This is a genomic window from Streptomyces sp. NPDC047043 (assembly GCF_040644055.1).
GTDB lineage: Bacteria > Actinomycetota > Actinomycetes > Streptomycetales > Streptomycetaceae > Streptomyces.
In genome coordinates this window covers 1-25,558 of record NZ_JBEYVO010000058.1, presented here as the reverse complement: position 1 = coordinate 25,558, position 25,558 = coordinate 1, and the positions used below count along the sequence as shown (strand labels likewise).

The following is a 25,558-nucleotide window of genomic DNA, read 5'->3' as shown; positions in this document are numbered from 1 at the left end:
AGGACGACTTCATGGCCCGGATTCGCATGGTGGCGATCCGACTCGCAACCGCAGTGCCGACCGTCTTCATCGTCGCCACGCTCACTTTCGGCCTGCTGCAGCTCATCCCCGGCAGCCCCGCGGAGTTCCTCCTGGGAGCCGGTGCCTCCAGGCAGCAGATCGGCGACCTCGAGCATTCGCTGGGCCTTGACCAGCCCTTGCTCACCGAGTACGGGCAGTGGCTGGTCAGAGCCCTGCACGGCGACTTCGGCGACTCGATCACCTCGAACACACCGGCGATTCAGCAGGTGTTCAAGGCCCTGCCCGTGACGGTCTCCGTCGCGGTGGTCGGCCTCGTCCTCACCGCCGTCGTGGGAATCGGGCTCGGACTGCTCGCGGCTCTGCGCGGCGGCGTCTGGGACACGGTGGTGCAGACGGCGTCGAGCGTCGCGATGGCGGTGCCCCCCTTCTGGCTGGCTTCCCTGCTCATCTACTTCCTGGCGATCCGGTACCGGATCTTCTACGCCACCGACTACAGCGCCCTGAGCGACTCGCCGAACCAGTGGCTGCTGCACGTCACCCTGCCGGCGGTCGCGGTCGCGGTCACCGCGATCGGCCAGGTCGCCTTCCAGGCCCGCGCCTCCCTGCGGGAGACGCTGGGGCAGGACTTCCTGCGCACGCTGCGATCGACCGGTATGTCACCGGGCCGCATCCTGTTCAAGCACGTCCTGCGCAACGGGCTCGTCCCGGTGATCGCGTATCTCGGCATGATGTTCGTCTTCCTGCTCGGTGGCGTGGTCATCGTCGAGTCGATCTTCAGCCTGCCCGGTCTCGGCGCGTTGATGATCCAGTCGGTCAACAACCACGACCTCACGGTCGTCCAGGCCACGGTCGTCACGTTCTGCGTTCTCGTCGTCATCACGAACCTGGCCGTCGACCTGCTGGTCGGCTGGCTCGATCCGAGGGCGAGGGCCTGATGCCGGATCTGCTCCCCACAACCGACCCCGCGCGCCGTTCCGGGACCGGCTCGACGCCGACCGCCCCGGAGGGCAGGCTCGGCGCGCTGCGCGCGGCTCTCTGCCGTGCCACCGTGTGGCCGGCGCTGCTGTGGCTGCTGGTGGTGGTGTTCGTCAGTCTCGGCGCCAACCACCTCGGGCTGCAGGACCCGGCCTCCCAGAACCTCGGGCAGGTGCTGGACGGCCCCTCGGCGGCGCACTGGCTGGGTACCGACGCCCTCGGGCGCGACGTGCTGTCCAGGCTGGTGCACGGCGGCGGCGAACTGCTGCTCGTGGCACTCATCCCGGTGTTCGTCTCGTACGTCGTCGGCGTCCCTCTCGGGCTGCTCGCCGGATACGTCGGGGGCCGTGTCGACGAGGCGGTCGGCTTCCTCGTCAACGTGCTCTTCTCCATCCCCGCCGTGGTGTTCGTCCTGGCCGTGGCGGCGGCGACGGACAACAACCTCACCGTCATGACACTGGTCATGGGCGTCACCGGAGGCGGTGCGATCGTCCGGCTGGTGCGATCGTCGACGGTCGCGGCCCGCAATCTGCTCTACGTCGACGCCGCCCGGGTCGCCCGGCTGACGCGTCGGCGGATTCTCGGCCGGCACATCCTCCCCAACGTCGCGGGTCCGCTGATCGTCCAGGCCTTTCTTGCCTACGGCGGCATCTTCGTCTTCCTGACCTCCCTGTCGTTCCTCTCACTGGGCTTCGATCCCGAGAAGCCCAGCTGGGGGCAGATGACGTACGAGGCGTCGCAGAACCTCACCCAGGATCCGTGGCTCATGGTCCCGGTGGGCGCCGTGGTGATCCTCACGATCATGTCGATCAACGCCCTGGGATCGGCCTTCCTGCGGGTCATGCCGTCGCAGACGGGCGGGACGGCGGTCAAGCCGCGACGGCGCAGCCGGGCCGCCGGTGCGGTCGAGGCGGCCGGCCCGGAGGGGACCTCCGCTGCCGATGCCACACCGGGCGGCGTCGCGGACGGGTCCGCTCTGCTGCGGCTGGAGGACCTGACGGTGTGCATCCCCGAGGCCCGGGGCGAGGACCGACTGGTCGACCGGGTGAGCCTGGTGGTACGTCGGGGCGAGACACTGGCCCTCGTCGGTGAGTCGGGCTCCGGAAAGACGCTGACCGCGCTGTCGATCGCCAAACTGCTGCCGCCCCAGGCCGAGGTGACCTCGGGTCGGATCGTCTTCGACGGACAGACCGTCAGCGGCCTCCCGGAACGCCGATTCCGTCGGCTGCGGGGCAGCAGGATCGCCTACGTCGCCCAGGAACCGCTCCGCGCCCTCGACCCGTGCTTCACGGTGCGCTCGCAGCTGGTCGAGGTCATTCGCAGTCACGGACGTGTCAGCCGCTCGGCGGCGCGACGCCGGGCGGCCGAGCTGCTGTCGTTGGTCGGTATCTCCCGGGTCGACCACGTGCTGCGCAGTTATCCCCACCAGCTGTCCGGCGGCATGGCGCAGCGTGTGGTCATCGCCCTGGCGATCTCGGCGGAGCCGGAGCTGGTCGTGGCCGACGAGCCGACGACGGCGCTCGACGTCACCGTCCAGGCCGAGATCCTCGACCTTCTGCAGTCGCTGCGGGAGCGGCTCGGCATGACCCTCGTGCTCATCACCCACGACATGGGGGTCGTCGCCGACATGGCCGATTCGGTGGCCGTGATGCGCCGCGGACGGGTGGTCGAGACCGGCGCCGTACGCGACGTGCTCGCCCGTCCGAGGCACGAGTACACCCGCGAGCTGCTTCGGGCCGCCTCCAGCCGTCCGCGGCGTGACCGTACGACACCTCGGACGCCCCCCGACGGATCCGCACCGGGTCACCACGTGCCGGAGCCACGCGTACCGGACCGTGACCCCCGCCCGGGCCTGGCCGCCCCGGACGCTGCCGACTCCACGATCCCCGGGAGGGTTGAGCCGTGACTGAGGAACCGCTGCTGCATGTGGAGCACCTGAGCGTGAGGTACCGCCGCCGGGGGATGTTCGCCAAGCCCGTCACGGTCATCGACGACGTGTCGTTCACCGTGCGCGCGGGCGAGACCGTCGGGCTGGTCGGCGAGTCCGGCGCCGGGAAGTCGACCATCGGGCGGGCTGTGCTCGGGCTCGTGCCGACGTCCGGGGGAGTCATCCGGTTCGAGGGTGTCGACCTCGCCGGCCCGGACGGCACGGAGGCGCGTTCCCGCCTGCAGGTCGTCTTCCAGGATCCCTACGGCTCGCTCAACCCGTCCCGGCGTATCGGGGCGACGCTGCGTGAGCCGCTGGAGGTGCGGCACGGGCTGTCGTCCCGCGCGGCGGGCGACCGCATCACGGACATGCTCCAGCAGGTCGAGCTGCCCGCCGACGCCGTCCACCGGCTGCCCCGCGGGTTCTCCGGCGGCCAGCGGCAGCGGATCGGGATCGCCCGCGCGCTCGCTCCGCGGCCGCGTCTCGTCGTGTGTGACGAGGCGACCAGCGCCCTCGACGTACTCACCCGGGAGAACGTCGTCGACCTGTTGGCGCAGATCCAGGACGAGACGGGGGTGGCGTACCTGTTCATCGCCCATGATCTGCCCCTCGTGGCCGGATTCGCCGACCGTGTGGTCGTGCTGTACCGGGGCCGTGTCATGGAGTCGGGACCCGCCCGGGTGGTGGGCGACGACCCGCGACACCCCTACACCAGAGCACTGGTGCTCGCCGTGCCCGGTCTGGACCCCGACGAACAGCGGCGTCGCCGCAGCGCCCGCCGCGAGCTGCGCGCCACCGTCGACGCGGCCGAGCCGCCGGCGGACGGATGCCCGTTCGCTCCCCGCTGTCCCAGTGCCGCGGACGTGTGCTGGACGCGCCGGCCGCGCGAGCTCCCTGTCGAGGACCGCACGGTCGCCTGCCATCTGTTCGACCCGGACGTGGACCACCCGGAAGCCGGTCCCCGGACCGGAGGTGCGGGACAGTGATCGACATCGCCGTCCTGACGCACCGCGTCGAACGCCTGGAACACCGGCACGCGATCGAGCGGTTGATGGCGCGTCGCGCCTACGTGCACTCGCCCGGTCTGAACGCCGCGGAGCTCGACGAGTGCTGGTCACGCCGTGACGACATGGCCTTCGAGGCGGAGGACTGGGGCGTCTGGGAGGGCCGGGCCGCGGTACGCCAGGCGTACGTGGACGGCAATCCGTTCCCGGACGGCACCAAGGGCATGCTGATCGAGCACCCGCTGACGACCGCCGTCATCGAGGTCGCCGACGACTTCGAGACCGCCAAGGGCGTCTGGATCTCCCCCGGCCACGAGACGTTCCCGGTCGTTCCCTGCGGGCCACCCGAGCCGCACTGGTGCTGGGGGCGCTACTCGGTCGACTTCGTGCGCGACGACGGTGAGTGGCGCGTCTGGCACCTGCACGTCCTCGCCACGTTCCGGACCCCGTACGCCCAGAGCTGGGTCGACTCCGCCCTGCGCGCACCGGACCACTTCACCCGGGCCGGCCAGGTGATGGACGGCATCACCCCGCCCACCCGGCCCGTCACCTTCAACCAGCCATACCACCCCGACGCCGCCCCCGCCCACCAGCCTGTGCCGCCGCAGCCGTACCGGACATGGAGCGAGGTCACGAGTTACACCGATCCCCTCGAATGAAGGATGCTTTCCATGCAAGGACCGACCCGCGCACGCACGGGCCGCAGAACGGCCCGTGTCCTCGCCCTCCTCTCCGTCCTCGTCTCACTTGTCGCAGGCTGCACCACCGCGGGTGAGACCCAGGACTCGGCGAAGGGTTCGAAGAACGTCGTCACGATCGCGGCGTTCTCCATGGGCAACTCGCTCGACCCGTGGAGCTCCTGGATCTCGAATTACGCCGTCCAGGCACCGTACGACACCCTGACCCGGCAACTGCCCGACGGCGAGGTCGCGCCGTGGCTGGCCACCTCCTGGAAATACACGGACTCGAAGACACTCGTGCTGAAGCTCCGGGACGACGTGGACTTCACCGACGGCACGCACTTCACGGCCGAGACGGTCAAGGCGAACCTGGACTACGGCAAGACCGTCAACCCGAAGAACCAGGGCGACAGCGCCTACCTCGACTCGATCAAGTCCGTCGTGGTGAGCGGCAAGTACGAGGTCAGGATCCAGCTCAGCCAGGCCAACCCCGACCTCCCCTGGTCGTTCTCCCGTTGGGCGGGCTGGATGGTCAGCACGAAGGCGCTGGCACACCCCAAGACGCTCGCCTCCACTCCGGTCGGCAGTGGCCCGTACATCCTCGACGCGAAGGCGACGACCAACCAGCAGACCTACGTGTTCGTGAAGAACCCGGACTACTGGGCCGCCGACAAGGTCGAGCGGTTCGACAAACTGACGGTGCGGATCATGACCGACACGACCGCCATGGTGAACGCGGCACGAGCGGGCAAGGTCGACTATCTGACCCTGTCCGACCCGTCGGTGGGTGTTGCCGGCATGAAGAAGGGATACGGCGGAGCGGTCAGCATCCTGGGGCTGGTGTTCCAGGACCTGAAGGGACGGATCAGCAAGCCCCTCAAGGACGTGCGGGTGCGCCAGGCGCTGAACTACGCCGTCAACCGCAAGCAACTCCTCGACGCCGTCCAGCAGGGTGCCGGCGTGGTCAACGGCTCGGTCCCGTACAGCTCGGACAGTGACGGGTACAGCTCCGCGCTGGACAGCCACTACACCTACGACCCGGCGAAGGCCAAGGCCCTGCTGAAGGCCGCCGGGTACCCGAACGGGTTCACCGTCAAGGCGGTGATCAACGCCCAGTTCGCGAGGATGGAGCAGGCATTGGCCGCTCAGCTCGCCAAGGTCGGTGTCAAGGTGGAGCTCTCAAGCCACAGCAGCGACATCTTCCAGCAGACGATGTCCGGGAAGTGGGCGATGGCCACCTTCGTCACCAACATCACCGGACAGACCTACAGCGACGTCGTGAACTCACTGACCCCGTCGTCGATCTACAACCCGCAGAAGAACTCCGACGCGAGGATCCAGGAACTGCTCGCGCAGGCGACGGCGACCACTGACGCGAAACAGCGGGAGACGTACTACGCCGAACTCGCCGCCTACGCGCAGAAGCAGGCCTGGCTGCTGACTCCGGTGCTTTTCAAGACGGCCTACTCGTACAACGTCGACAAGATCAAGATCGATGCCCCGTCGACCGTGATCACCCCGGACCTCTGGTACATGTCCCCCGCAGCCTGAGCCCTCTCACCGCACTGACACGAGCCGCGGGGCGGGTCCGGCACCGGACCCGCCGTCGCGATCCCCCCTGACGAATCGAGGTAGCACGACCGTGACCGAACCGATCATCGACGTCCTTGTCATCGGCGCAGGCGGCGCAGGGCTGACCGCCGCGGTGAGCGCGGCTCAGGCCGGCGCCCGGGTGGTCGTCGTGGAGAAGACCGACTACCTCGGCGGACCGTACCGGATCAACCCGGGCAGCATCGGCACCTTCGCGGTCGAGAGCTGGATGCAGCAGACCCGTCACCTCGGACCGTCCCTGGCCGAGGCCTACCGCATCCTGATGGAGCACTCGAGGTGGCGGGCCGACGGCCGGGTCGTGTCCGCGTTGCTGCGCAACTCCGCGTCGACCGTCACCTGGTTCAACGAGCTGGGCATCACGTTCGACCACGTCATCGCCTACTACAACGGCGCCCAGCCGGTGTGGCACATCCGTGACACCCCCCACGACCCGGTCATCGCCGACGTGCTGGAACGGCACGCCCGCGCGCTTGGTGTCGAGTTCCTCCTCAACACGCGCGCGCTCCGGCTGATCACCCGGGAGGGCGTGGTCCGCGGGGCAGAGCTGGAGGATGCCGACGGCCCCCAGACACTCCTGGCCCGGTCCACGGTTCTCGCTACCGGCGGTTATCAGGGCAACCCCGACCTGATCGAGCGCTACACCGGCCTGCGGCAGGGGCACGACCTGTTCACCTTCGAGATGTTCACCCACCCCCAGCACCAGGGCGAGGGCCTGCAGATGGCCTGGGACGCGGGTGCGGGCACGTCACCGACCATGCTGGAGACCTACATCTACCTGCCCGACCCGTTCGGCGGTCCCGGCGGCACCATGCCCGAGCTCAGCGCGTTCCGGCAGGCAGGGCTGCTGGTCAACGACAACGGTCTGCGCTTCGTCGACGAGTCGGTCATGCGAAACCCCGCCGACGCCGCGAACGCCGTACGCTGCCAGCCGGGCAGTCACGCCTACATGCTTCTCAGCGACCGGGTCGACCGCCAACTGCGCGAGCAGGGGCTCGACTTCCAGCTGTTCGGGATGCACCATGCTCCGGGCAGCCTCGCCCCGTTGGCCAAGCAGGTGCAGAGCGCCGTCGATTCGGGTTACCGGTTCCTGTTCCGCGCCGACACGCTGGGCGAACTCGCCGCACAGACCGGTATGCCGGCGGATCAGCTGCAGGCCACGGTCGCCGAGTACGACGGTGCCTGCGCCCGGGGCGTGGACGAGGGCTTCTTCAAGGAAGGGCGGTACCTGCGTCCCCTCGGCCCGGACGGACCGTACTACGCGGCGAAGTTCTGCCTCGGCAGCTACGGCAGCGCCGGCGGCGTCGCGACCGACGAGTACGGACGGGCACTCGACGAACGGCGCAGGCCGGTACCGGGGCTGTATGTCATCGGCCGCGACGCCGCGCACGTCTTCGGCGACACCTACCCCTTCGTCTTCGCGGGCCTGATCCAGGGACTCAGCCACACCATCGGCCGGATCACCGGCGGCCACGCGGCACTGGTCGTGAACCGCGGGACGCCCGACCGCGGAGGAGAGCGCTGACCGAACGGGCCGCATCCCGGCACCGTCCGCCGGATCCGTCACAGCCTGGAGATCAACGCCTTCCAATACCAGCCATGTGAAACCTCGATGGCGCTCTTCCGCTCCGTTCATTGTCCTGCTTATCGGCTGATTCTAAGCTGCCACCACCGCATTCCGGCGGCTCGAAACGAAGGATACGGAAATCATGGATCGACTGTCCGGGAAAATCGCCTTCATCAGTGGGACGGGTGCCGGAATAGGTCGGATGGCAGCTCAGGTATTTGCCGCGGAAGGTGCGCTCGTATTCGGTTGCGACCTCGACGAGGACAACGCGGCGGAAACCGTGGAACTCGTCGAGAAGTCAGGCGGAGTGATGCGGTCCCTCGCGCCCGTCGACCTGTCCACCGAAGCCGGCGCGCTGGAGTGGATCGGTGCCGGGATCGCGGCCTTCGGCGGGATCGACATCCTCTACAACAACGCCTCCGCGCTGCGGAACGGCCCGTTCGAGACGATGCCGGCCGAGGACTGGTACTTCACCATCAAGAACGAGCTGGACATCCCCTACTTCTGCACCCGGGCCGCCTGGCCGCACCTGATCGCGCGGGGCGGCGGGGCCGTCCTGAACGTCGCTTCGGTGGCCGCTGTACGCGGCGCGCCGTTCATGCCGATGGTGCCGCACGGCGCGGCCAAGGGCGGGGTGCTGGCGATGAGCAAGCACCTGTGCGCGGCCGGCGCCCCGCACCGCATCCGGGTCAACACCATCGCCCCCGGCATGATTCGCACCGCCGCGACCGCGCCGTTCCTGGACGACCCGAACGGGCCGAAGGCGCACCTGGAGGCGCGGATCCCGGTGGGGCGCGTGGGGCAGCCGGAGGACATCGCGCGGGCCGCCGCCTTCCTCTGCTCCGACGAGGCGGCATTCGTCAACGGCGCCAATCTCATGGTCGACGGCGGCGACAGCGCCATGGCGGGCTGACCGGAGATGACCCCGCAGCTCGATCATGTCGGCGACCTGACGGGGTTTCGGCCGGCCGGTCCGCCCGGTGCCGACGTCACCTGGGGGAGCGCCCTTGGGGGAATCCCATCGGACACATGGAGAAAACCGCAGAGTGAGGGAACATGCCATGACACGATCGATCTCATCGAAACGAATCGACCGGCGAACGCTCATAGCGTGTTGCCTCGCGGTTGCAGCCGCTCAGATGTGTATTACGGTTCCCGCACCCATCAACGGTGAAATTCAGACTGCTTTCGGAGCCTCCGGTTCGCAGGTGGCCTGGGTGACTCTCGCCTTCATCCTTCCCACGGCCATCCTGGAGCTCAATTTCGGTGTGGTGGGCGACCTCTTCGGCCGCAAGCGGCTCCTGGTGCTCGGCGGATTCGTCCTGGCCCTCGGTGAGCTGCTCAATGCCACATCTCAGAACGTGACGATGCTGTGGACCGGCCAGGCGCTGGCCGGTATCGGTGCCGCCGCGCTCTTTCCGAGCTCTCTCGCCGTGATCGCCGCCGAGACCCCGGAGGAGAAGGACCGTGCCAAGGCGGTGTCCACCTGGGCGCTGAGCATCTCCCTCGCCTCGGCCGTGGGCCCGCTGTCCTCCGGTGTGCTGGCCACCGTCGCCGACTTCCGCTGGGCGTTCGTACCGCCGATCGTCCTCGGCTTGACCGTCGCCGTCTCCTCCTGGGTCCTCGTCACCGACTCCCGGTCCCCGGAAGGCCGCGCACTCGACTGGCCCGGACAGATGACCGTCGCCGTGGGCCTCACCGCTCTGCTGTGGGGCGTCATCGAGGGCGGTGAGCGGGGTTGGAGCAGTACCGCCATCGTCGGTGCGCTCTCCCTGGCCGCGGTGGCCCTGGTCGCCTTCGTCGTCGCGGAGAAGCGGGCCGAGTCACCGATGTTCAACCTCGGCCTGCTGAGGATCCCGTCGTTTGCCGCGTCCTCGGTCGTCGCCCTGGTCGGCATGTTCGGCTTCATCGGCACGGGGTACGTGGTGTCGATCCGTCTCGGCGCCGTCATGCATCTGAGCGCCCTGCGGGCGGCCCTGCCGTTCGTGATCCTGCAGACGATCCCGCTGCTGCTGGCACCCGTGCTGAGCCGGATGCTCACCCGCGTCGACGCGCGTTGGCTGCTGACGGGCGGTCTGCTGCCGATGGCCGCCGGTCAGTTCTGGATCGCGGCGCTGCCCATCACCACCACGTCCCTGACCGCCTTCATAGGTCCGGTGCTGCTGCTGGGCATCGGGTTCATCTGCGTCGTGTCCTCGTTGACATCGGCCGCAGTCAACGCCGTGCCGATCGAGAAGACCGGCATGGCCAGCGGCGCGACCAGTCTCGTGCGCGAGTTCGGCCAGGCGTTGGGCCCGGCGGTCATCAGCACCGTGGCGCTCAGCCTTGCCTCCTCCGCGTTGGCCGGGAAACTGAGTGGCGCCGACGCCGGCATGGAGGCGGCGGCAGGACCGCTCGCCGTGGTGAGCGCCGGCGGAGAGAGCGCCCGTGCGGCAGCCAGGGAGGCTCTGGGCCACGGGATGGCGGTGGGCGTGGTGATCTGCGGCTGTGCCTCGCTGTTGGGCGTGGTGGTCACGCTGTTCCTGGTGCGGAGGAACCCCGCTCGCGAAGCCACCGAGGTCGGCAAGGGCGTCGTGGAGACGGCCTCGGCCTGACCTGGGACACACGGAGACCGGCAGCCCCGAGCCCGGGGTTGCCGGTCTCCGTGTTCCGTCGCCGATGCCTTGCGCCGTCTCCCTCGGGACCTGGTGCCTCCTGCCAGCGGCCCTTTGCCCGAGGCCCGGGCCGGGCCGGAGCGTGGCGAGCGGATTCCCGGACGCCGAGGGTCCGCGAGGAAACGTGCAGGGACCCGACGACAGACAATCGGGTCCCTGCACGTACGCGGGGCTAGCCGGCAGTGGCCTGGCTAATGGGGGATGCCGTGCTCAGCCGTCCTGCCGTCGAGGTCGGTCGCGGTGAAACTGTTGTACGAGACCTGGATGGACGCGAACTTCCCGTCCCTTAGCTCGTACATGATGATCCCGCGGTAGTCGATCGACTCGCCCTTGCGCACGGGGCCGAAGAGTGAGTCCGGTTGGTCTGCGAGCGCTTCGAAGTGGGTGTGCATGCGTACGGCGACGGTCTCACCGTCGCTGACGAACCGCTCGACGTTCAGTGTTTCGCGGAACTTCCCCCAGATCTTGGCGTAGTGGTCCTTCATACCCTGGACTCCCTGGAACTCCAGGGTTCCGTTCAGCATTCTCATGTCGGGGTGCAGGTAGTCGTCGAAGGCGGTGTTGTCCTCCGCGTTGAAGCGGCGGATGTAGTCGTCGTAGGTGGGCCTGTCCACGGTGCCTCCAGTGCGGTGCCGGGTGGGCGCGGATGCCGCTACAGCGGGTCGGTGTAGGAGGTGGTGTCCGACCAGTCCCGGTAGGGGCGCGGCGGAACGGGCTGGTAGGCCGGCGCCTTGTCCGGGTGGTAGGGCTGGTTGAAGGTCACCGGACGGGTGGGCGGTGTCATGCCCTCCATCGTGGCGCCCTCCTCGGGAAAGTACTCGGGCCGGTTCAGCGCCGCGTCCACCCAGCTGCGGTCGTAGGGCGTGCGGAACGTCGTCAGGACGTGCAGGTGCCAGATCCGCCACTGGCCGTTCTCCCGAACGAAGTCGACGCTGTACCGGCCCCAGGACCAGTGCGGCTTCGGCGGCTCGTCCGGCACGATGGGGAAGGTCTCGTGCCCGGGGGATATCCACACTCCCTTGGCGGTCTCGCCGTCCTCTGCGATCTCGACGACCTGGGTGGTCAGGCAGTGCTCGATCAGCAGGCCCGCGGTGCCCGCGGGGAAGGGATTCTCCTTGACGTAGGCGGCGATGATCGCCTCGCGGCCGTCCCAGACCCCCCAGTCCTCGGCCTCGAAGCAGATGTCGTCGCGGGTCGACCAGCACTCCTCGAACTCATGGTCGTTCATGCCGGCGGAGTGCAGGAAGGCGCGGCGACCCATCAGGTTCTGTATCTCCTGTATGGCCTCCAGACGTTCGAGTCGTCGGCGCAACGCGTCGCTCTCGTCGCTCATGTCGCTGTTTCCTCTCGGTAGGGGATCGGGGAATCTGGTCGGGAGGAGGGCCTGTCGGACGTGCCCGAGGACATGTCCGTTACTGGTCCCGAGGCGCTCAACTGCCGTTGAACGAGCTGGTCGGTGCTGGGGTGACGGTCTCGGCGGCCAGGCGGTCGCCACGTTGTCGGCGAAACTGTCCCGGAGCGTGTCCGTCGAGGGCCAGCGCAACCCGCCCTCGAACGCCGGACCGGAGCCACCACACGTCGCCCTGGGGTGGGGCCGAGACCTCCGCCCTGGCCAGGTGCGCGTCGTTCTCGACCGGAGTGCCATGGATACCGTCCTGGGAGGGCGCCCGTGCGTGTGCCGGGTGCGAGGAGTTCGGGAGTGAGGGACGCTGTCAGGCAACCACGGAAGCGACTCCGGGAGAAACGGTGATCCGCGATGGCAGGCATCGCCGACGCCAGGACTCAAGTCGAGGCAGGGGACGTGGGGTTGCGTCGCAGGATGTCCGCCTCGCCGGTGGCTGTCGTGCCTGACGCGCGCCCGACAGCGACCGTGCGCGACACATGAGCGTGGACCGGCACGGAGTGCCGCTTTGGTGCCGCTCGCCCGAGCCGGACGCGGCGGCGCCGGGGACGGCGGCTCTCGGTGACGGTCGACGGGGCGGTCTCTGGAACCCGCCCGAGGGTGGCCGGCGCTTGCGGGCTTTTGAACCACCGGGCGGGACGATGGTCGAGCCGCACTCGACTCAGTTCACGGCGGTGAGCCGCGGCAGGGCATGCAGAAGGTGGCCGACGTCCGCAGGGTCGAGCGCCTCGTGCGCCGGAAGGACGCCGCTCTGGACGGGGGGCCGAACCGGTTCGTCCAGCAGGGCCCCGACCTTGCGCACGGTCTCGCGCAGCCAGCGGTGGGCGGGGTCGGCGTGCCGGTGGGGGTGCCAGTGCATGGCCTCGACCAGGGGGACGTCGGGGAACGGTGTCGGCACCGCGAGACAGCGTGCGAATCGTTCGTAGCGCCGGGCGAGCCGTTCGGGCACCAGGGCGACCATGTCGGTGCCGCTGACCAGGAAGGGCAGGACGCTGAAGCCCGGGGTACTGACCTGGACCCTCGCGGTGATACCGAGGGTTTCGAGTTGCCGGTCCGTGGGGGTGAGGCTCTTGCCGAACGCGGACGCGGCGTGGGGCATCTCCGCCAGGTCGCGCAGTGCGAGCCGCCCGTCGGTCAACCGTGGGTTGTCGGGGTCGACGATGCAGACGAACCGGTCGTGCATGACGGTCTCGCTGACGCCCGGCAGCTGGTATCCGAGGGGGGCGATCATCAGGTCGTGGCAGCGCAGGTGTGTGTCGGTCTCCGGCTCACCGTGCACAAGGGGGTGGAAGTCGATGCGGACGCCGGGCGCCTCCACGGCGATGGCCCGCAGCAGCGGCTCCACCAGGATCGTCATGACGTAGTCGGACATGACGACCGAGAAGCGCTGGCGTGCCTGGGCCGGGTCGAAGTGACGGGTCAGTGACAGCGCTTCCTCGGCCTTGTGCAACGAGGCCCCCACGACCGGGAGCAGCCGCTCCGCCAGTGGCGTCAGCTCGTACTCGCGGCCGACCCGCACCAGCAGCTCGTCGTTGAAGTGCCGGCGCAGCCGGGCCAGCGAGCCGCTCATCGCGGACTGGCTGGTGTTCAGCCGGGCGCCCGCGTGGGTGACGTTCTTCTCCTCCAGGAGGGCTTCCAGCGCCACCAGAAGGTTCAGGTCGATCGCTCCGAGACCCATGGGAGTCTCCTTCCGGCCGCGTCGTTGAAGCTCGGTTGAAATCGGAGCGTAACGATCGGATTCCGCCCGTGGAAGGGAAGGAACCGGCACGGATCGGATGGCTGCCATCGGACCGCTGAATGTATGCAGGTCAGAAGGCCGGAGCGGGCCGGCCGCGTGGTCCGCCCCGGCTGGCGTCTCCTCGGCGGGCTCGCCTTCGTGGGCCGGGGGCCTAGGCCGGGTGGGCTTGGTGAGTACCTCTTCAGCGGCTTCTCCGAGCCGGCGGACGGTGGATCAGGCAGGTGGGATCCGGCTGCCGGCCTGATGGCGGAACAGCTCACCCATCGGTCTGCGGGCCCGGGACACGGTCCAGGATCGATGCCAGGATGAGCCGGTGCAGGTGTCGGCCGATGCCTGTCCTGATGTCGATCCCGGCGCTGCCGCCCGAAGCCACAAGCCCGGTGGTGAACACCATGTTGAGCGTCGCGAGTTCCCTCGCGCACTCCAGGGAGTCCCGGACACCACAGCAGTCGGCGACGGCCTCGATGAAGACGACGACCCGCTCGTAGCCACGCTGCACGCTGGCGTCGACGATCGACTGGACTTCCTCGTTCTCGGCCTGGTGCAACTGCAGCGAGGCGAAGAGCCGGAACAACGAGAGCCGTTTGGCGATGAGGTCGCCCGCGATGGCGTAGTGCGCGGCCAGTCGGTCGAACGGGGAACCCTCCAGGTCGTCGAACCAGGGCAACTCGTCGAAGAACGACCGCATGCCGCGCTGGAGCACCGCTCTGAGCACGCCTGCCTTGCTCCCGAAGTGGTGGTACACGGATCCGACCGGCAGACCGGACGCCGCGCACACCTGATGGATACTCACATTCGCGTAGCCATGGGTGCCGAACAGGTGTTCCGCGGCGTCCAGGATCTGGTTCCGTGAGGTGTCCATTCGCCGCCTCTACTCGGTGGTAGCCAGGAGATCGGTGGACACCATGGCCGTCGACCTGGAAATCGCCACAGCCGCCTGGCGCAGCGCATTGATCAGCACCTGACCACTGCCCGCGGACGCCGGGAACGCCACCGAGACCGCCGCGACGATGCGCTCGCCGACCAGTACGGGTACGGCCATGCACGCCAGACCGTCGGCCGCCTCCTCGCGATCGGCCGCGTAACCGCGCGTCCTGATCGTCTCCAGCTGGCTCCGGATCTGTTCCGTGGACGCCAGTGACTTGGCGGTCCTGCGTTGCAGCGGCCCGGCGAGCGCGGTCGCCGTGACGTTGTCGCCGGAGTAGGCCAGGAGTACCTTGCCCACCGCGGTGCAGTGCGCGGGGAGTCGATCACCCACGGTGGCCGGTGTGGGCAGGCTCTTGCGGCTGGGCAGTTTCTCCAGATACACGACATCGGAGCCACGCAGCACCGCCAGGTGCAGGGTCTGGCCGGTGTAGCGGTGGAGCTCTTCGAGATGGACGAGCGCCGTCTCTCGGAGGGCGGCCTCCGGTGGTAGCGCTCCGAGGGTGAACATGCGAAGCCCGATGCGGTAACCGCCCTCGTGCTGCTCCACGGCTCCGATGTCGGAGAGCATGGCGAGCACTCGGTGCACTGTCGACTTGGGCAGGCCGCTCTGACGTGCGATCCGGGCGAGGGTGAGCACGCGTTCCTTGTGGTTGAACGCGCTGAGTACGTCAAACGCTTTCCACAGCACGGACGGTGCCACGGCCCCGGAAGGGATCCCGCTGCCCGCTGGGGACTGGTCGATCATGGGGCCTGACCTCCGCGTTGAGGCTAGAACCATCGTTCTAGTGGATGCTATGACCCCTATTCCGGCTCACGCAATAAGCAGTGCCGTTCCGATGTCCGGGAAATTCATGACTCCGGTCGGCGGGCAGGAGGTCACCAGACGACCGGCCCGTCCTCGTCGAAGAAGCCGCCGGTCGGTCCGTCGGCGCCGATGCGGGCCATACGGACGATGATCTCGGCACCCTGCTGGACGGTTTTGAGCCCCGTGTTGCCGTTGAAGTCCGTCGCCGTGTAGCCGGGGTCCACCGTGTTGAACCGGATGCCCGGAAACGCCTTGGCGTACTGCGCGGTGATCATGACCAGGGCGGTCTTGGAGGAGTTGTAGTCCAGCATCAGCACCTGGAACTCGGGCCGTGCGGGGTCGTCGTGCGCCGCGGGTGACCCGAGTCCACTGCCGACGTTGACGACCACGGCGTTGTCGCTCGTCTGCAGGAGCGGCAGGAAGGCGTGGGTGACACGCACCACCCCGAAGACGTTCGTGTCGTAGGTGGCCCGCAGGTCGGCGGCGGTGGTCTCGCCGACCGGTTTGCGGCTGCCGGCAATGCCGGCGTTGTTGACGAGGACGTCGAGGTGGCCCGCGTCCTCGCGGACCTGTTCGACGGCGGCCTTGACGGAGTCCTCGTCGGTGACGTCGAGCGGCAGGAAGCGGGCGCCGATCCGCGCGGCGGCCTCCTCGCCGAGGCGGGTGTCACGGTCGGTGACGTAGACGCTGTGCCCGTCCTCCGCCAGACGGCGGGCCGTCTCGAAGCCGAGACCCTTGCCGGATCCCGTGATGAGTGTGGTCGGCATGCTCACTCCGGATGTGAGGAGGGCGTCAAGGACGCGGCTCGGGCCTCCTGCGTGGAGACGTTCGGTCGGGTTCCCGGGGACGTCCGATCGGTGAGGACCTCCCGCAGTTTCGTCCCGAAGTCGGCGAGCGTGAGCGACGTGTCGTCGACGTCCAGGAACCCGCGATGGTCGCTGGGCAGAGTGATCGTCGCGCTGCCGAGGCGGTCGGCCAGGGCCAGGGTGGCCCGGCTGGCGAACTGGCCCCCCGATCCGGCACCCACCGCGGGCACGATGCGGGTCGATGCGGTGCGCAGTGCCTCGAAGTCGTACACGTAGGACACGATGGAGAGGAGGTTCTGGGCGAAGAGCGCATGGTCGCGGGAACCGTCGTCGTCCGGCTTCAGCCCGTAGTCGGCCGGGTCCGGCGCCGGCCGGTCGGGATAGTCGGCCGGCAGCGGGCCGTTCTGGCCGACGAGTTCCAGGAACTGCGCCGTGGCCGCGTTGCGGCCCGCCTGCCGGTAGGTCCGGTTGATGTTCCTGCACGCGGCCAGTACCACGGCGTGGTCCGGCAGAAGCCGGGCGGCCGGAGGCTCGTGCGCGACGAGTGTCCGGACGCCCGCCGGGCGCCGGCTCACCAGAGCCAGCCCGTTGACCGCCCCGCCCCCGGTGCCGAACACGTCCACGGGGCCGTCGCCCAGTGCGGAGATCAGCCGGTCGAGGTCGTCGGCGTGCTGGACGGGCGTCGACTCGACGGCGCCGTCGGTACGCACGCTGCGCCTGGTCCCGCGCGGGTCGTAGGTCACCACGGTGCGGTCGGCGAACCGCCGGGCGAGGGGTGAGAACTCGGCGGCGCCCTGCGGCGTGCCGATGAGGAGGAGGGTCGGCTCGTCGCTGGACACGTTGGCGCGAACTTCGTAGTGCAGCCGGGCGCCCGGGACGTCGAGGGTGTGGGGGGTGTGGGGGGTGTGCGTGGCCATGATCGGTGCTGCCTCTCGGCGTGGTCTCTAGTAGCCGGGGAAGACCCGGCGGAGCAGGTCGAGGTCGGTGGCGCCCGTCGTGGTCACGCTGACCGGGGTGTACCGGTCGGCGAGCCTTCCCGCGACCAGTCGCAGCCAGGCTTCGGCGGGGAGCCGGAGAGTGCCCTCGGACTGCTCGGGCACGTCGAACTCCACGCTGACGGGTGCCTGCAGCCGCAGTGCGAAGACGGAGTCGGGGTCGGATGTGGTGACGTGGATGACGGCGGTGCGGCCTTCGAGCGCGTCCGTTCTGCCCACCCAGGCGAGCATGTCCGGCTTGGCGTGCAGCAGGGCCGCGGCGGCGTCCGAGGGGAGCGTGGCCGTCTCGTCGAAGGCGACCGTCACGTCCCAGGAGTGCAGGGCGAACTCGCTCAGGCGCAGCCGCGCCGAGGTGGCCACGTCGACCGGTTCGGGCAGGAAGCCCATGTTGATGTGGAGTTTGTCGCGCGTGGGGGCGTCCAGGGATTCGTAGAGTGCGATGAGGGAGCCGTTCGCTCGGAGGAAGCCGTCGGCGCGTTCCCGTCGGGTCATGGCGTTCCACCTGTCCCAGATGCCCTGGTTGAGATCGGGGCCGGGGTACTCGGTGTTCTCGACGGCGGCGCGGAGACGGGTCTCGAAGATCTCGGCACCACTGCCCAGGTGGCTGAGGACCTGGGAGACGTCCCACTCTGCCGCGCCCGAGGGGCGGGAGAGGTCGTCGTCGCTGAAGCCGGACACCGACTCGGCGAGGGAGTCGTGTCCGTTGCGGAGGATCGCGATGACCGCGTCGGCGTTGCCCATAGCTGCTCCTGTGGTCGGGGTCGGACGGGGAGTTCGACGTGGGCGGGGCCCGGTGGGCAGGACCCGTGAGCGGGTCCTGCCCACCGGACGCAGACCTGGTGTGCATCAGAACATGGTGTTGTCGTTCTGGGAGGTGGCCGGTACGTCCTGGAAGTCGTCCCAGTGCTCGATGATCTTCCCGTCGCGCACCCGGAAGATCTCGGCGACGGCCTGGCCGAGCGCTCCGGGCGTGTCGACGAGGTGCGCGTGCACCGCCACCAGGTCGCCCTCGGCGACGATCCGCTTCAGGTCGAACGTCAGCTCCGGGAACTGCTTGAAGTGGTCGGCGTAGACGGCCTTGGTGGCCTTCGCGCCGTCGGGGAGGTTGGGGTTGTGCTGGATGACGTCGGGAGCCAGCAGGTCGTCGAGGACGGACAGGTCCTGGCGTGCCAGCCGGTTGACGTACTCAAGGACGACCCGCTTGCTGCGGGCCGTCAGCCGCTGCGGGCCCGGCTGGTCGGTGCGCGGGCTGCTGAGCGTGGCGAACATGTCGTGGCCGCCGACCGACGGGGTCGAGGGCACGTCCTGGATGATGTCCCAGTGCTCCGCGATCTTCCCGTGTGCGAACCGCACGATGTCGATGACGTTCCGGCCGGGGGTCCCGGGCACGAAGACCTGGTGGGTGTGCATCACCACGAGGTCGCCCTCGGACAGCACCCTGACGATGTTGAACTTCTCGTCGGGGAACTGCTGGTGCACGGCGGTGGCGATGGCCTTGAGCACTTCGGGACCGTCCGCGGCCAGCGGGTTGTGCTGGATGTAGGTGGGGCTGACGAACTCGTCCACCAGGGAGGTGTCGCCGTCCTGCCACAGCGCTTTCTGCAGACGGACCGAGACCCGCTTCTGGTACTCGAGGTCGGCGCAGTCGCCCTGTCCGCCACCGGTGCGGGGGAGTGCGCCGCCGGGCCGCGCGGCGGCGGGCAGGGCGCCGACGCCCACGAAGGCGGCTGCCGCGAGTGCGGTGGTGACGGCTCTGCGGCGGGTGATCGGGGTTCTCGGCACGGGTGTGCCCTCCTGGGATGCGATGGGTGGGAGGTGTGTGCTGGTATTCAGTGGGCGTGCTCGGCGCACAGGCAGCCGACGCCCTTCTCGATCCACTCCTGGCCGATCCACTCCGGATGACGGTCGAGCATCAGCGCGGTGACCTCCGCCACGATCGTCTCCTCGCTCACCGCGGAGTCCCGGCGCCGCCAGGTCTCGTCGCGCAGCAGCCGGAGGTAGTCCCGGACGTCGGCGAGCAACTGGGGGCCGCCGACGGCGCCGTGGCCGGGTACGACCACCTCGGGCTGTTCGGCGAGGAGCTTCTCCATCACGGTGATCCAGCGGGTGCCGGACACGTCGGTGTCGTACGGCGGGAACCAGGGGAAGATCGAGAACTGCCCGGCCTCGACCAGGTCGCCCGTGAACATCACGCCCGCGTCCGGAACCGTGATCACCTGGTCGCCCAGGGTGTGGGCCCGGCCGGTGGCGCGCAGCTGCACCACGCGGCTGCCGAGGTCGAGGACATGGGTGTGGTCGTAGACGACGTCCGGGGAGACCAGTTCGACGCCCTCCAGCTGTTCGGCGATGGGCCCGCCGAACCCGCGGAACATGTCCAGGTAGCCGGCCCCCTTCGTGGACAGGTCCTTGGCCTGCGCCCGGTTCACCAGGTACTCCGCCTCGCCGGCGAAGGCCTGGGCGCCGAAGGCGTGTTCGGGGTGGAAGTGGGTGGTCGTCAGGTAGATCCTGCGTCCACGGGCGTACTCCGTCGCGAACCGGAGCAGGGCCTCCCCGTTGCGCGGGCCCATGCCCGTCTCGACGACGAGTACGGAGTGCGTTCCCCCGATGACGCCCATGTTGGCCGCCAGCTCGCCCGGCAGCTGAGGAATCAGCAGGAGGTCGCGGGCGAGCTCCCGGGGGCGAATGACGTGCGCAGAGGGCTCGGGTGCCGGGTGTTGGGCCATGAAACGGCTCCTTCGTCGTCCTTGGCTGCTGGGCGCGACACCGCCGCGCCACGGCCCGGCGGATGGTCTGCTGTCCACCTCACCGTGTCCTGATCGGGGTGTCCAACACCCATTGCGCAACCCCCATGCCGTGCCGGTATCGTTGCTGGTGATGGACCTACGCTCCCTGCGCTACTTCGTCGCCGTCGCCGAGGAACGCCACTTCGGGCGCGCCGCGCTGCGCCTGCACATGACCCAGCCACCGCTGAGCCGGGCGGTCAAGCAGCTGGAGGCCGACCTCGGTGCCGTCCTGCTGCACCGGTCGGCCACCGGGGTCTCCCTCACCGCCGCGGGCAGTGCCCTCTACGACGAGGCCCGGACACTTCTCGACCAGGCCGAGCACGTTCGGGCCCGGGTCGCGGCGATGTCCGGTACCGCCGCCCTGACCATCGGCACTCTCGCCGACAGCGCGGACGAGGCCGGGGCCGGTCTCGTCGAGGCGTTTAGGAAGCTGCACCCGGATGTCGACGTGCGGGTCCGCGAGGCGGACCTCACCGATCCCACCACGGGTCTGCACGGCGGTCTGGTCGACGTGGCCCTCACCAGATGGCCGTTCGACGACACGGGCATCACTGTCCGGGTACTGCGTTCCGACCCCGTCGGCGCGGTACTGCGCACCGACGACCTGCTGGCCGGGCGGGACAGCCTGGCCGTCGCCGACCTCGCCGGGCGGCGGTGGTTCCGGCTTCCCGAGGACAGCGACCCGGTCTGGCGCGCGTACTGGAGTGCCGCCAGCGGAGAGCTGCGGGAGGGACCCGTGGTGCGCACGGTCCACGAGTGCGTCCAGGCGGTCCTGTGGAACGGCACGGTCGGGCTGATGCCGCTCGGGCACGTGTTGCCCGCCGGGCTGGTCTGCGTTCCCGTCACCGACATGCCCGAGAGCCGACTGGTCGTGGCGTGGAGCAGTACCAACGCCGACCCGCTGATCCGTTCGTTCACCGACATCGCGGCCAGGTTCTACGGCTCGGTGACGACCGCCGACTGAGGCCGGACACGGGTCCGCCCCCTCACCGCGGGGACACGGGAGGGGGCGGACCGGAGCCGGGAGGTGTGTCGGCCTACGGGGCGACGGGCACCCCGGCATCGGTCTCCGTCTCGGCGTTGGTGTCGGACAGGGGCTTCTCCGGAAGCAGGAAGGCCAGCACCACGCCCACGGCGAACAGCGGCACCAGGTATCCGAAGACCGGGGTCAGCGCGTGCTGGTAGGAGCTGACCACGGCGTCCTGGATCTTGTCGGGCAGCGCGTGCACCGCGGCCGGGGTGAGGGAGTTGGTGTCACCGGTGGCCTTGAGTGCTCCGCCTGGCAGGCGGGCGGCCAGCTGGTCGGTGAGCCGGTGCGTGAAGATGGCGCCGACGGCCGCCGTGCCCAGGGTGGCGCCGATCTCGCGGAAGAAGTTGTTCGCGGAGGTGGCGGTTCCGACCTCGCTGGCCGGGAAGGCGTTCTGCACGGCCAGGACGAGGTTCTGCATCAGCAGACCGCAGCCGGCGCCGAGCAGGAACACGTATCCGAGGATCAGCGCGATCGGCGTGTCGATGTCGAGGGTCAGGGACATCAGCAGCGCGGTGACGCCGATCAGGACGGCGCCGATGATCGGGTAGACCTTGTAGCGCCCCGTCTTGCTGATCAGCTGGCCGGACGGGACGGCCGTCGCCATGATGCCCACCACCATGGGAAGCAGCAGCAGTCCGGATTCGGTCGCGCTCACCCCGTACACCATCTGCAGATAGGTCGGCAGGTAGCCGATCACCGCGAACATGCCGATGCCCACCATGATCATGCTGATCAGCGTGGCGATGTTGAAGATCGGACTGCGGAACAGGCGCAGCGGGATGATCGGCTCCGGCGAACGGCGCTGCGAGAGGAAGAACAGCGTCCAGACGGCGACCGTGCCCGCACCGAGAGCGAGGATCACCGGGTCCGTCCAGCCGTAGTCGGTGCCTCCCCAGTCCGCGACGAGCACGGTGCCGGTGACGGCGGCGGCCATCAGGGCGATGCCCGTGTAGTCGATGGTGACCTTGCCGGAGCGGCGCGGCAGACGCAGCGCGTAGGCGCACACAGCGAGGGCGACGAGGCCGATCGGGAGGTTGATCCAGAAGCACCAGCGCCAGTTGGCGTGGTCGGTGAAGAATCCGCCGAGCAGCGGTCCGACCACCGCGGACAGACCGAAGACGGCCCCGATGGGAGCCATGTACTTGGCGCGCTGCCGGGGCGGTACGAGGTCGGCGATGATCGCCTGGGAGGTGATCATCAGACCGCCTCCGCCCAGGCCCTGGACCGCGCGGCCGATGATCAGCGTGGTCATGTTGGGCGCGGCGCCTGCGATCACGGAGCCGGTGATGAAGATGCCGATTCCGCTGAGGAACAGGGCCTTGCGGCCCACCAGGTCGCCGAAGCGGCCGTACACGGGCATGCCGATCGTGGCGGCGAGGATGTACGCGGTCGTCACCCACGCCATGTGGCTGACGCCGTGCAGCTCACCGACGATCGTGGGCAGCGCGGTGGCGACGATCGTCTGGTCGAGGGAGGAAAGCAGCATCGCGGCCATCAGGCCGGCGAAGATCAGGGCGAAGTGCGGAGGAAGGCCGGAGGAGTCGCTCTCCTCCGCCTCCTCGGCCGGGATGGTGTCGGTCACGGGTCACTCCGAAGACAGGGGGCGGTACGCGGGCTGCCGCGTCCGGGGTGGGCGGGTCGGAAGAGGTGGGACGGGGTGTGGTCAGGGGGCGAGAAGGCCGCGGAGCACCGCGAGCACGCGCTCGATGTACGGGATCGGGCTGTCGTGTTCGTCGGTGGGGTCGGCCGACGCCCAGCTCTCCATGCCGGTCTTCACGGCGGTCATGGCGAGGGCGGCCATCAGACGGGGCAACTCGTCCCCCGGGTCCTGCTGTGTGCGGGTCGCCACCATCGCCGCCAGGGTCCGCTCGAACGCCTGGAAGCGGGCGAGCAGCGCGGCGAGGACGGGTGGGTGCTCGGCGGCCGCTCCGAACGTGGCCTGGAACTCGTCGCGCTTCGGTGGGTGGTCGACCATGCCCTGCAGGAGGAACCGGGTGAGATCCGCGAGCACTTCGCGCGGTTGTGCCGTCCCGGCTTCGATGAAGGCGTCGACGTACTCCTGCGAGGGTTGCGGCGGCTCCTGGATGACCGCCGCTTCCTTGCTCGGGAAGTAGTTGAAGAAGGTACGCGGGGAGACTCCGGCCTCTTCGCTGATCATCTCGGTGGTGACCTTGTCGAAGCCGTGTTCCCCGGCCAGCCGCAGGGTGGCGGCGTGAATCTCCCGTCGTGTCTCACGGCGCCTGCGCTCACGCAGGCTTTCGGTGGGGCGAGCCATGAGACAGATTCTTGCACACTCTGCAAAGAGTTCTGAACCTGCACTAGATGCGACGGCTGCAAGTTTGGGTGACGTGGGCCACAGGTCGGCAGGGCCTGTAGCCGGAGCCCTGCGGTCCACGTCGGAAATCCGCGTCACACCCGGCCCGGATATCGGTTTTCCGCGTTCCACCCCCTGTGGCTGGCCTGTGCACGCATCGGGGCCGACGCTGTCTCCGATTGCAGTTGACTCGGCGCACGGCGTCATGGAAGGGAATTCTCGTGAACGGCACGACAAGGGCGGAGGCGCCTGGCGAGGGGCGGGCGGTCACGCTCGTCATGGCCTGCCTCGGCGTGTTCATCGCCTACCTGCCGGTGACCACCGTCTCGGTGAGCCTGCCGGCCATCCAGCGGGCGCTGCACGCGTCCACGTCCCAACTGGCCTGGGTGACGGACGCGTTCGTCCTGTCCATGGCCGCACTCATTCTGACCGCCGGGGTCTTCGGTGACGTACACGGTCGCAAGAAGGTCTATCTCGCGGGTCTGGCGATGGCCGGGGGAGGGGCCGCCATCGCCCTGAGCGCGCAGTCCGTCGAGGTCCTGTGGGTGGGGCAGGCGGTCGCCGGGCTCGGGGCGGCGGCCCTCCTGCCGACCACGCTGGCGCTGATCAGCCATGCGGTGCCGGACCACCGGGAGCGCGGCAAGTTCATCGGCCTGTGGGCGACCGCCCTGATGGCGGCCCTCAACCTGGGCCCGCTGCTGTCCGGAGTGATCATCGAACACTTCGCGTGGCGCTGGATCTACCTGCTGCCCGTCCCGGTCTCGCTGATCGCCATCGTGGTCGCCGCGCGGCTGGTGCCCGACTCCCGTGCCCCCGGTTCGCGCCGCCTGGACTGGCCGGGCCAGCTCACCGGCATGGTGGCGATCACCGCGCTGGTCTACGGCGTCATCGAGGGCGGCGCCGACTCGTTCACCGACGTCAAGGTCCTGGTTGCGCTGTCCCTGGCGGTGATCTCCGGTGCCGCCTTCGTCCTCGTGGAGCGACGCAGCAGCAGCCCGATGCTGGACCTCACGCTGTTCCGCAGCCCGGCGTTCACGGCGACCACCCTGGTCGCCATGATCACCTTCCTGGGGATGATCGGTTTCTTCTTCGTGCTGAGCCTGTTCTTCGGCATGGTGCAGCAGCTCGACACCCTGGAGGCGGGCTACCGACTCTTCATGATCACCTTCGGGGCGATCCTGGCGGGCATGCCGGCCGGGAAGCTGATGCACCGGTTCACGCCGCGCGCCCTGATCACCGCCGGTCTGCTCCTGGTCTCGGCCTCACTGCTCTCCTTGATCGGCATCGACGCCGATGTCTCGTTCGTCTCCCTCGCCTGGCGGCTGTTCCTGCTGGGGGTGGGCCTCGGCACCGTCATCACGCCCATGACGGCCACCGCGGTCGCGGCCGTGCCGCACCACCAGGCGGGCATGGCGTCGGCGGGCAACAACGCCTTCCGACAGGTCGGCGGCGCACTCGGACCGGCCGTGCTGGGCACCCTGCTGACCACCAGGGCCACCGACTCCCTGCCCGGTCATCTCACCGACGCCGGACTACCCGCCGCGACGGTGCACCAGGTCACCGCGGCCGTGGACACCGGAGGCCTGGGCGCCGTGGCCCGCATGGACCTGGGCGCGAACGCCGGGCGGGCCCTCGGTGCGGTCTCGGACGCGTTCCTGGACGGACTGAGGCTGTGCATCGGTGTCTCCGCCGGCCTGGTGCTGTTCGCCGCCGTGGTCGGCGTCGTCCTGCTGCGACCGAGGTCGGCCACGACATCTCCCGGTGGATCGGAGACGCCGTCTCAGGTCGCCGGGGGAGCGGGACCCGGAAAGCTGCCCGATCCGGTCCGGTAGGGCACGGACGGGACGGTCTGCACCGAAGTCGGCGTCCCGCCGAGTGTCCGCCGAGTGGTGTAAGGGATCGACGCGCCGGAATCCGCAGGCCGGAGACGGTGGCTACGCCGACTCGGGCGTTCGCCCCGCAGCCCGGCGCTTCGTGGACCGCCGCCTCGACGGGGTTCGCCAGGGGCATCGAACCGCAACGCGGAGCCCGTGATCCCCCACACCACGTCGCGGGGCACCGCCCTGGCGAGGCGCTCCAGGAGGGGCCACCCCGGTGGTACGCAGCCGGCATCCCGGATGCGACCCTGGCAGCCCGCGCGATGTCCCCGGTCCGTTCATCGTGGCGTCCGGCGCCTTGCAGGCGCGCGAACCGGGCGCCGCAAGCCCGGCCGGGGGCACGCCACGGCACCTTGAACGCCCGCCCGCATGGGTGGGCGGTCAAGGTGGCGGGGGGGGGGCGCAGCGCAGGTGTTGTAGACGGGGCGGTGGACGGCGGGGGGCC

22 protein-coding genes are annotated in these 25,558 nt (G+C 69.4%); 10 read left to right on the top strand and 12 right to left on the bottom strand.

The window, feature by feature from the left end:
* Positions 1-11 precede the first annotated feature (11 nt).
* From ABZ880_RS51805 to ABZ880_RS51770, 8 genes are all read left to right on the top strand, one after another.
* Positions 12-956, top strand: a complete 945-nt coding sequence (locus ABZ880_RS51805) for an ABC transporter permease (RefSeq protein WP_361278375.1) — start codon at positions 12-14, stop codon at positions 954-956.
* Positions 956-2,902: a dipeptide/oligopeptide/nickel ABC transporter permease/ATP-binding protein gene (locus tag ABZ880_RS51800; RefSeq protein WP_361278374.1), complete on the top strand. Its 1,947-nt coding sequence runs from the start codon at positions 956-958 to the stop codon at positions 2,900-2,902. The genes ABZ880_RS51805 and ABZ880_RS51800 overlap by 1 nt, the downstream gene beginning before the upstream one ends.
* Positions 2,899-3,909 (top strand): oligopeptide/dipeptide ABC transporter ATP-binding protein, encoded by a 1,011-nt coding sequence (locus ABZ880_RS51795; protein ID WP_361278372.1) that lies wholly within the window; start codon positions 2,899-2,901, stop codon positions 3,907-3,909. Before ABZ880_RS51800 ends, ABZ880_RS51795 begins: the two co-directional genes overlap by 4 nt.
* Positions 3,906-4,586, top strand: coding sequence for a nuclear transport factor 2 family protein (locus ABZ880_RS51790; RefSeq protein WP_361278369.1), 681 nt, complete (start codon positions 3,906-3,908; stop codon positions 4,584-4,586). The genes ABZ880_RS51795 and ABZ880_RS51790 overlap by 4 nt, the downstream gene beginning before the upstream one ends.
* Before the next feature lie 12 nt (positions 4,587-4,598).
* Positions 4,599-6,158: an ABC transporter substrate-binding protein gene (locus ABZ880_RS51785; protein ID WP_361278367.1), complete on the top strand. Its 1,560-nt coding sequence runs from the start codon at positions 4,599-4,601 to the stop codon at positions 6,156-6,158.
* A 91-nt stretch (positions 6,159-6,249) separates the two neighbouring features.
* Positions 6,250-7,740, top strand: coding sequence for an FAD-dependent oxidoreductase (locus ABZ880_RS51780; RefSeq protein WP_361278365.1), 1,491 nt, complete (start codon positions 6,250-6,252; stop codon positions 7,738-7,740).
* A 184-nt stretch (positions 7,741-7,924) separates the two neighbouring features.
* Positions 7,925-8,695, top strand: coding sequence for an SDR family NAD(P)-dependent oxidoreductase (locus tag ABZ880_RS51775; protein ID WP_361278363.1), 771 nt, complete (start codon positions 7,925-7,927; stop codon positions 8,693-8,695).
* A gap of 148 nt (positions 8,696-8,843) precedes the next feature.
* Positions 8,844-10,376: an MFS transporter gene (locus ABZ880_RS51770; RefSeq protein ID WP_361278361.1), complete on the top strand. Its 1,533-nt coding sequence runs from the start codon at positions 8,844-8,846 to the stop codon at positions 10,374-10,376.
* Positions 10,377-10,627: 251 nt separating this feature from the next.
* Here the strand turns inward: ABZ880_RS51770 and ABZ880_RS51765 are convergent, their stop codons facing one another.
* From ABZ880_RS51765 to ABZ880_RS51720, 10 genes are all read right to left on the bottom strand, one after another.
* On the bottom strand, positions 10,628-11,050 hold the full coding sequence (locus ABZ880_RS51765; protein ID WP_361278359.1) for a nuclear transport factor 2 family protein: 423 nt from the start codon (positions 11,048-11,050) through the stop codon (positions 10,628-10,630).
* Positions 11,051-11,088: 38 nt separating this feature from the next.
* The gene (locus tag ABZ880_RS51760) at positions 11,089-11,769 is read right to left on the bottom strand and encodes a nuclear transport factor 2 family protein (RefSeq protein WP_361278357.1); all 681 of its coding nucleotides are present in this window, start codon (positions 11,767-11,769) and stop codon (positions 11,089-11,091) included.
* A gap of 730 nt (positions 11,770-12,499) precedes the next feature.
* Positions 12,500-13,516: a LysR family transcriptional regulator gene (locus ABZ880_RS51755; RefSeq protein ID WP_361278355.1), complete on the bottom strand. Its 1,017-nt coding sequence runs from the start codon at positions 13,514-13,516 to the stop codon at positions 12,500-12,502.
* 316 nt (positions 13,517-13,832) lie between these two features.
* Complete coding sequence (locus tag ABZ880_RS51750; RefSeq protein WP_361278352.1) at positions 13,833-14,438, bottom strand: TetR/AcrR family transcriptional regulator; 606 nt, start codon at positions 14,436-14,438, stop codon at positions 13,833-13,835.
* Between the two features lie 9 nt (positions 14,439-14,447).
* Entirely contained in the window at positions 14,448-15,248 is an 801-nt protein-coding gene (locus ABZ880_RS51745) for an IclR family transcriptional regulator (protein ID WP_361278349.1), read from the bottom strand.
* Between the two features lie 131 nt (positions 15,249-15,379).
* On the bottom strand, positions 15,380-16,075 hold the full coding sequence (locus tag ABZ880_RS51740) for an SDR family NAD(P)-dependent oxidoreductase (protein WP_361278347.1): 696 nt from the start codon (positions 16,073-16,075) through the stop codon (positions 15,380-15,382).
* Between the two features lie 2 nt (positions 16,076-16,077).
* Positions 16,078-17,031: an alpha/beta hydrolase gene (locus ABZ880_RS51735; protein ID WP_361278345.1), complete on the bottom strand. Its 954-nt coding sequence runs from the start codon at positions 17,029-17,031 to the stop codon at positions 16,078-16,080.
* A gap of 27 nt (positions 17,032-17,058) precedes the next feature.
* Positions 17,059-17,850, bottom strand: coding sequence for a maleylpyruvate isomerase family mycothiol-dependent enzyme (locus ABZ880_RS51730; RefSeq protein WP_361278343.1), 792 nt, complete (start codon positions 17,848-17,850; stop codon positions 17,059-17,061).
* Between the two features lie 105 nt (positions 17,851-17,955).
* Positions 17,956-18,891 (bottom strand): nuclear transport factor 2 family protein, encoded by a 936-nt coding sequence (locus ABZ880_RS51725; protein WP_361278340.1) that lies wholly within the window; start codon positions 18,889-18,891, stop codon positions 17,956-17,958.
* Positions 18,892-18,938: 47 nt separating this feature from the next.
* On the bottom strand, positions 18,939-19,832 hold the full coding sequence (locus ABZ880_RS51720; RefSeq protein ID WP_361278338.1) for an MBL fold metallo-hydrolase: 894 nt from the start codon (positions 19,830-19,832) through the stop codon (positions 18,939-18,941).
* A 151-nt stretch (positions 19,833-19,983) separates the two neighbouring features.
* On the opposite strand from ABZ880_RS51720, the gene ABZ880_RS51715 reads away from it, so the two are divergent.
* Entirely contained in the window at positions 19,984-20,856 is an 873-nt protein-coding gene (locus ABZ880_RS51715) for a LysR substrate-binding domain-containing protein (RefSeq protein WP_361278336.1), read from the top strand.
* A gap of 73 nt (positions 20,857-20,929) precedes the next feature.
* Here ABZ880_RS51715 and ABZ880_RS51710 read toward each other — a convergent pair whose 3' ends face one another.
* On the bottom strand, positions 20,930-22,504 hold the full coding sequence (locus ABZ880_RS51710; protein WP_361278334.1) for an MDR family MFS transporter: 1,575 nt from the start codon (positions 22,502-22,504) through the stop codon (positions 20,930-20,932).
* Between the two features lie 81 nt (positions 22,505-22,585).
* Positions 22,586-23,197 (bottom strand): TetR family transcriptional regulator, encoded by a 612-nt coding sequence (locus ABZ880_RS51705; RefSeq protein ID WP_361278331.1) that lies wholly within the window; start codon positions 23,195-23,197, stop codon positions 22,586-22,588.
* Positions 23,198-23,514: 317 nt separating this feature from the next.
* On the opposite strand from ABZ880_RS51705, the gene ABZ880_RS51700 reads away from it, so the two are divergent.
* The gene (locus ABZ880_RS51700; RefSeq protein ID WP_361278401.1) at positions 23,515-25,068 is read left to right on the top strand and encodes an MFS transporter; all 1,554 of its coding nucleotides are present in this window, start codon (positions 23,515-23,517) and stop codon (positions 25,066-25,068) included.
* Positions 25,069-25,558: the final 490 nt, after the last annotated feature.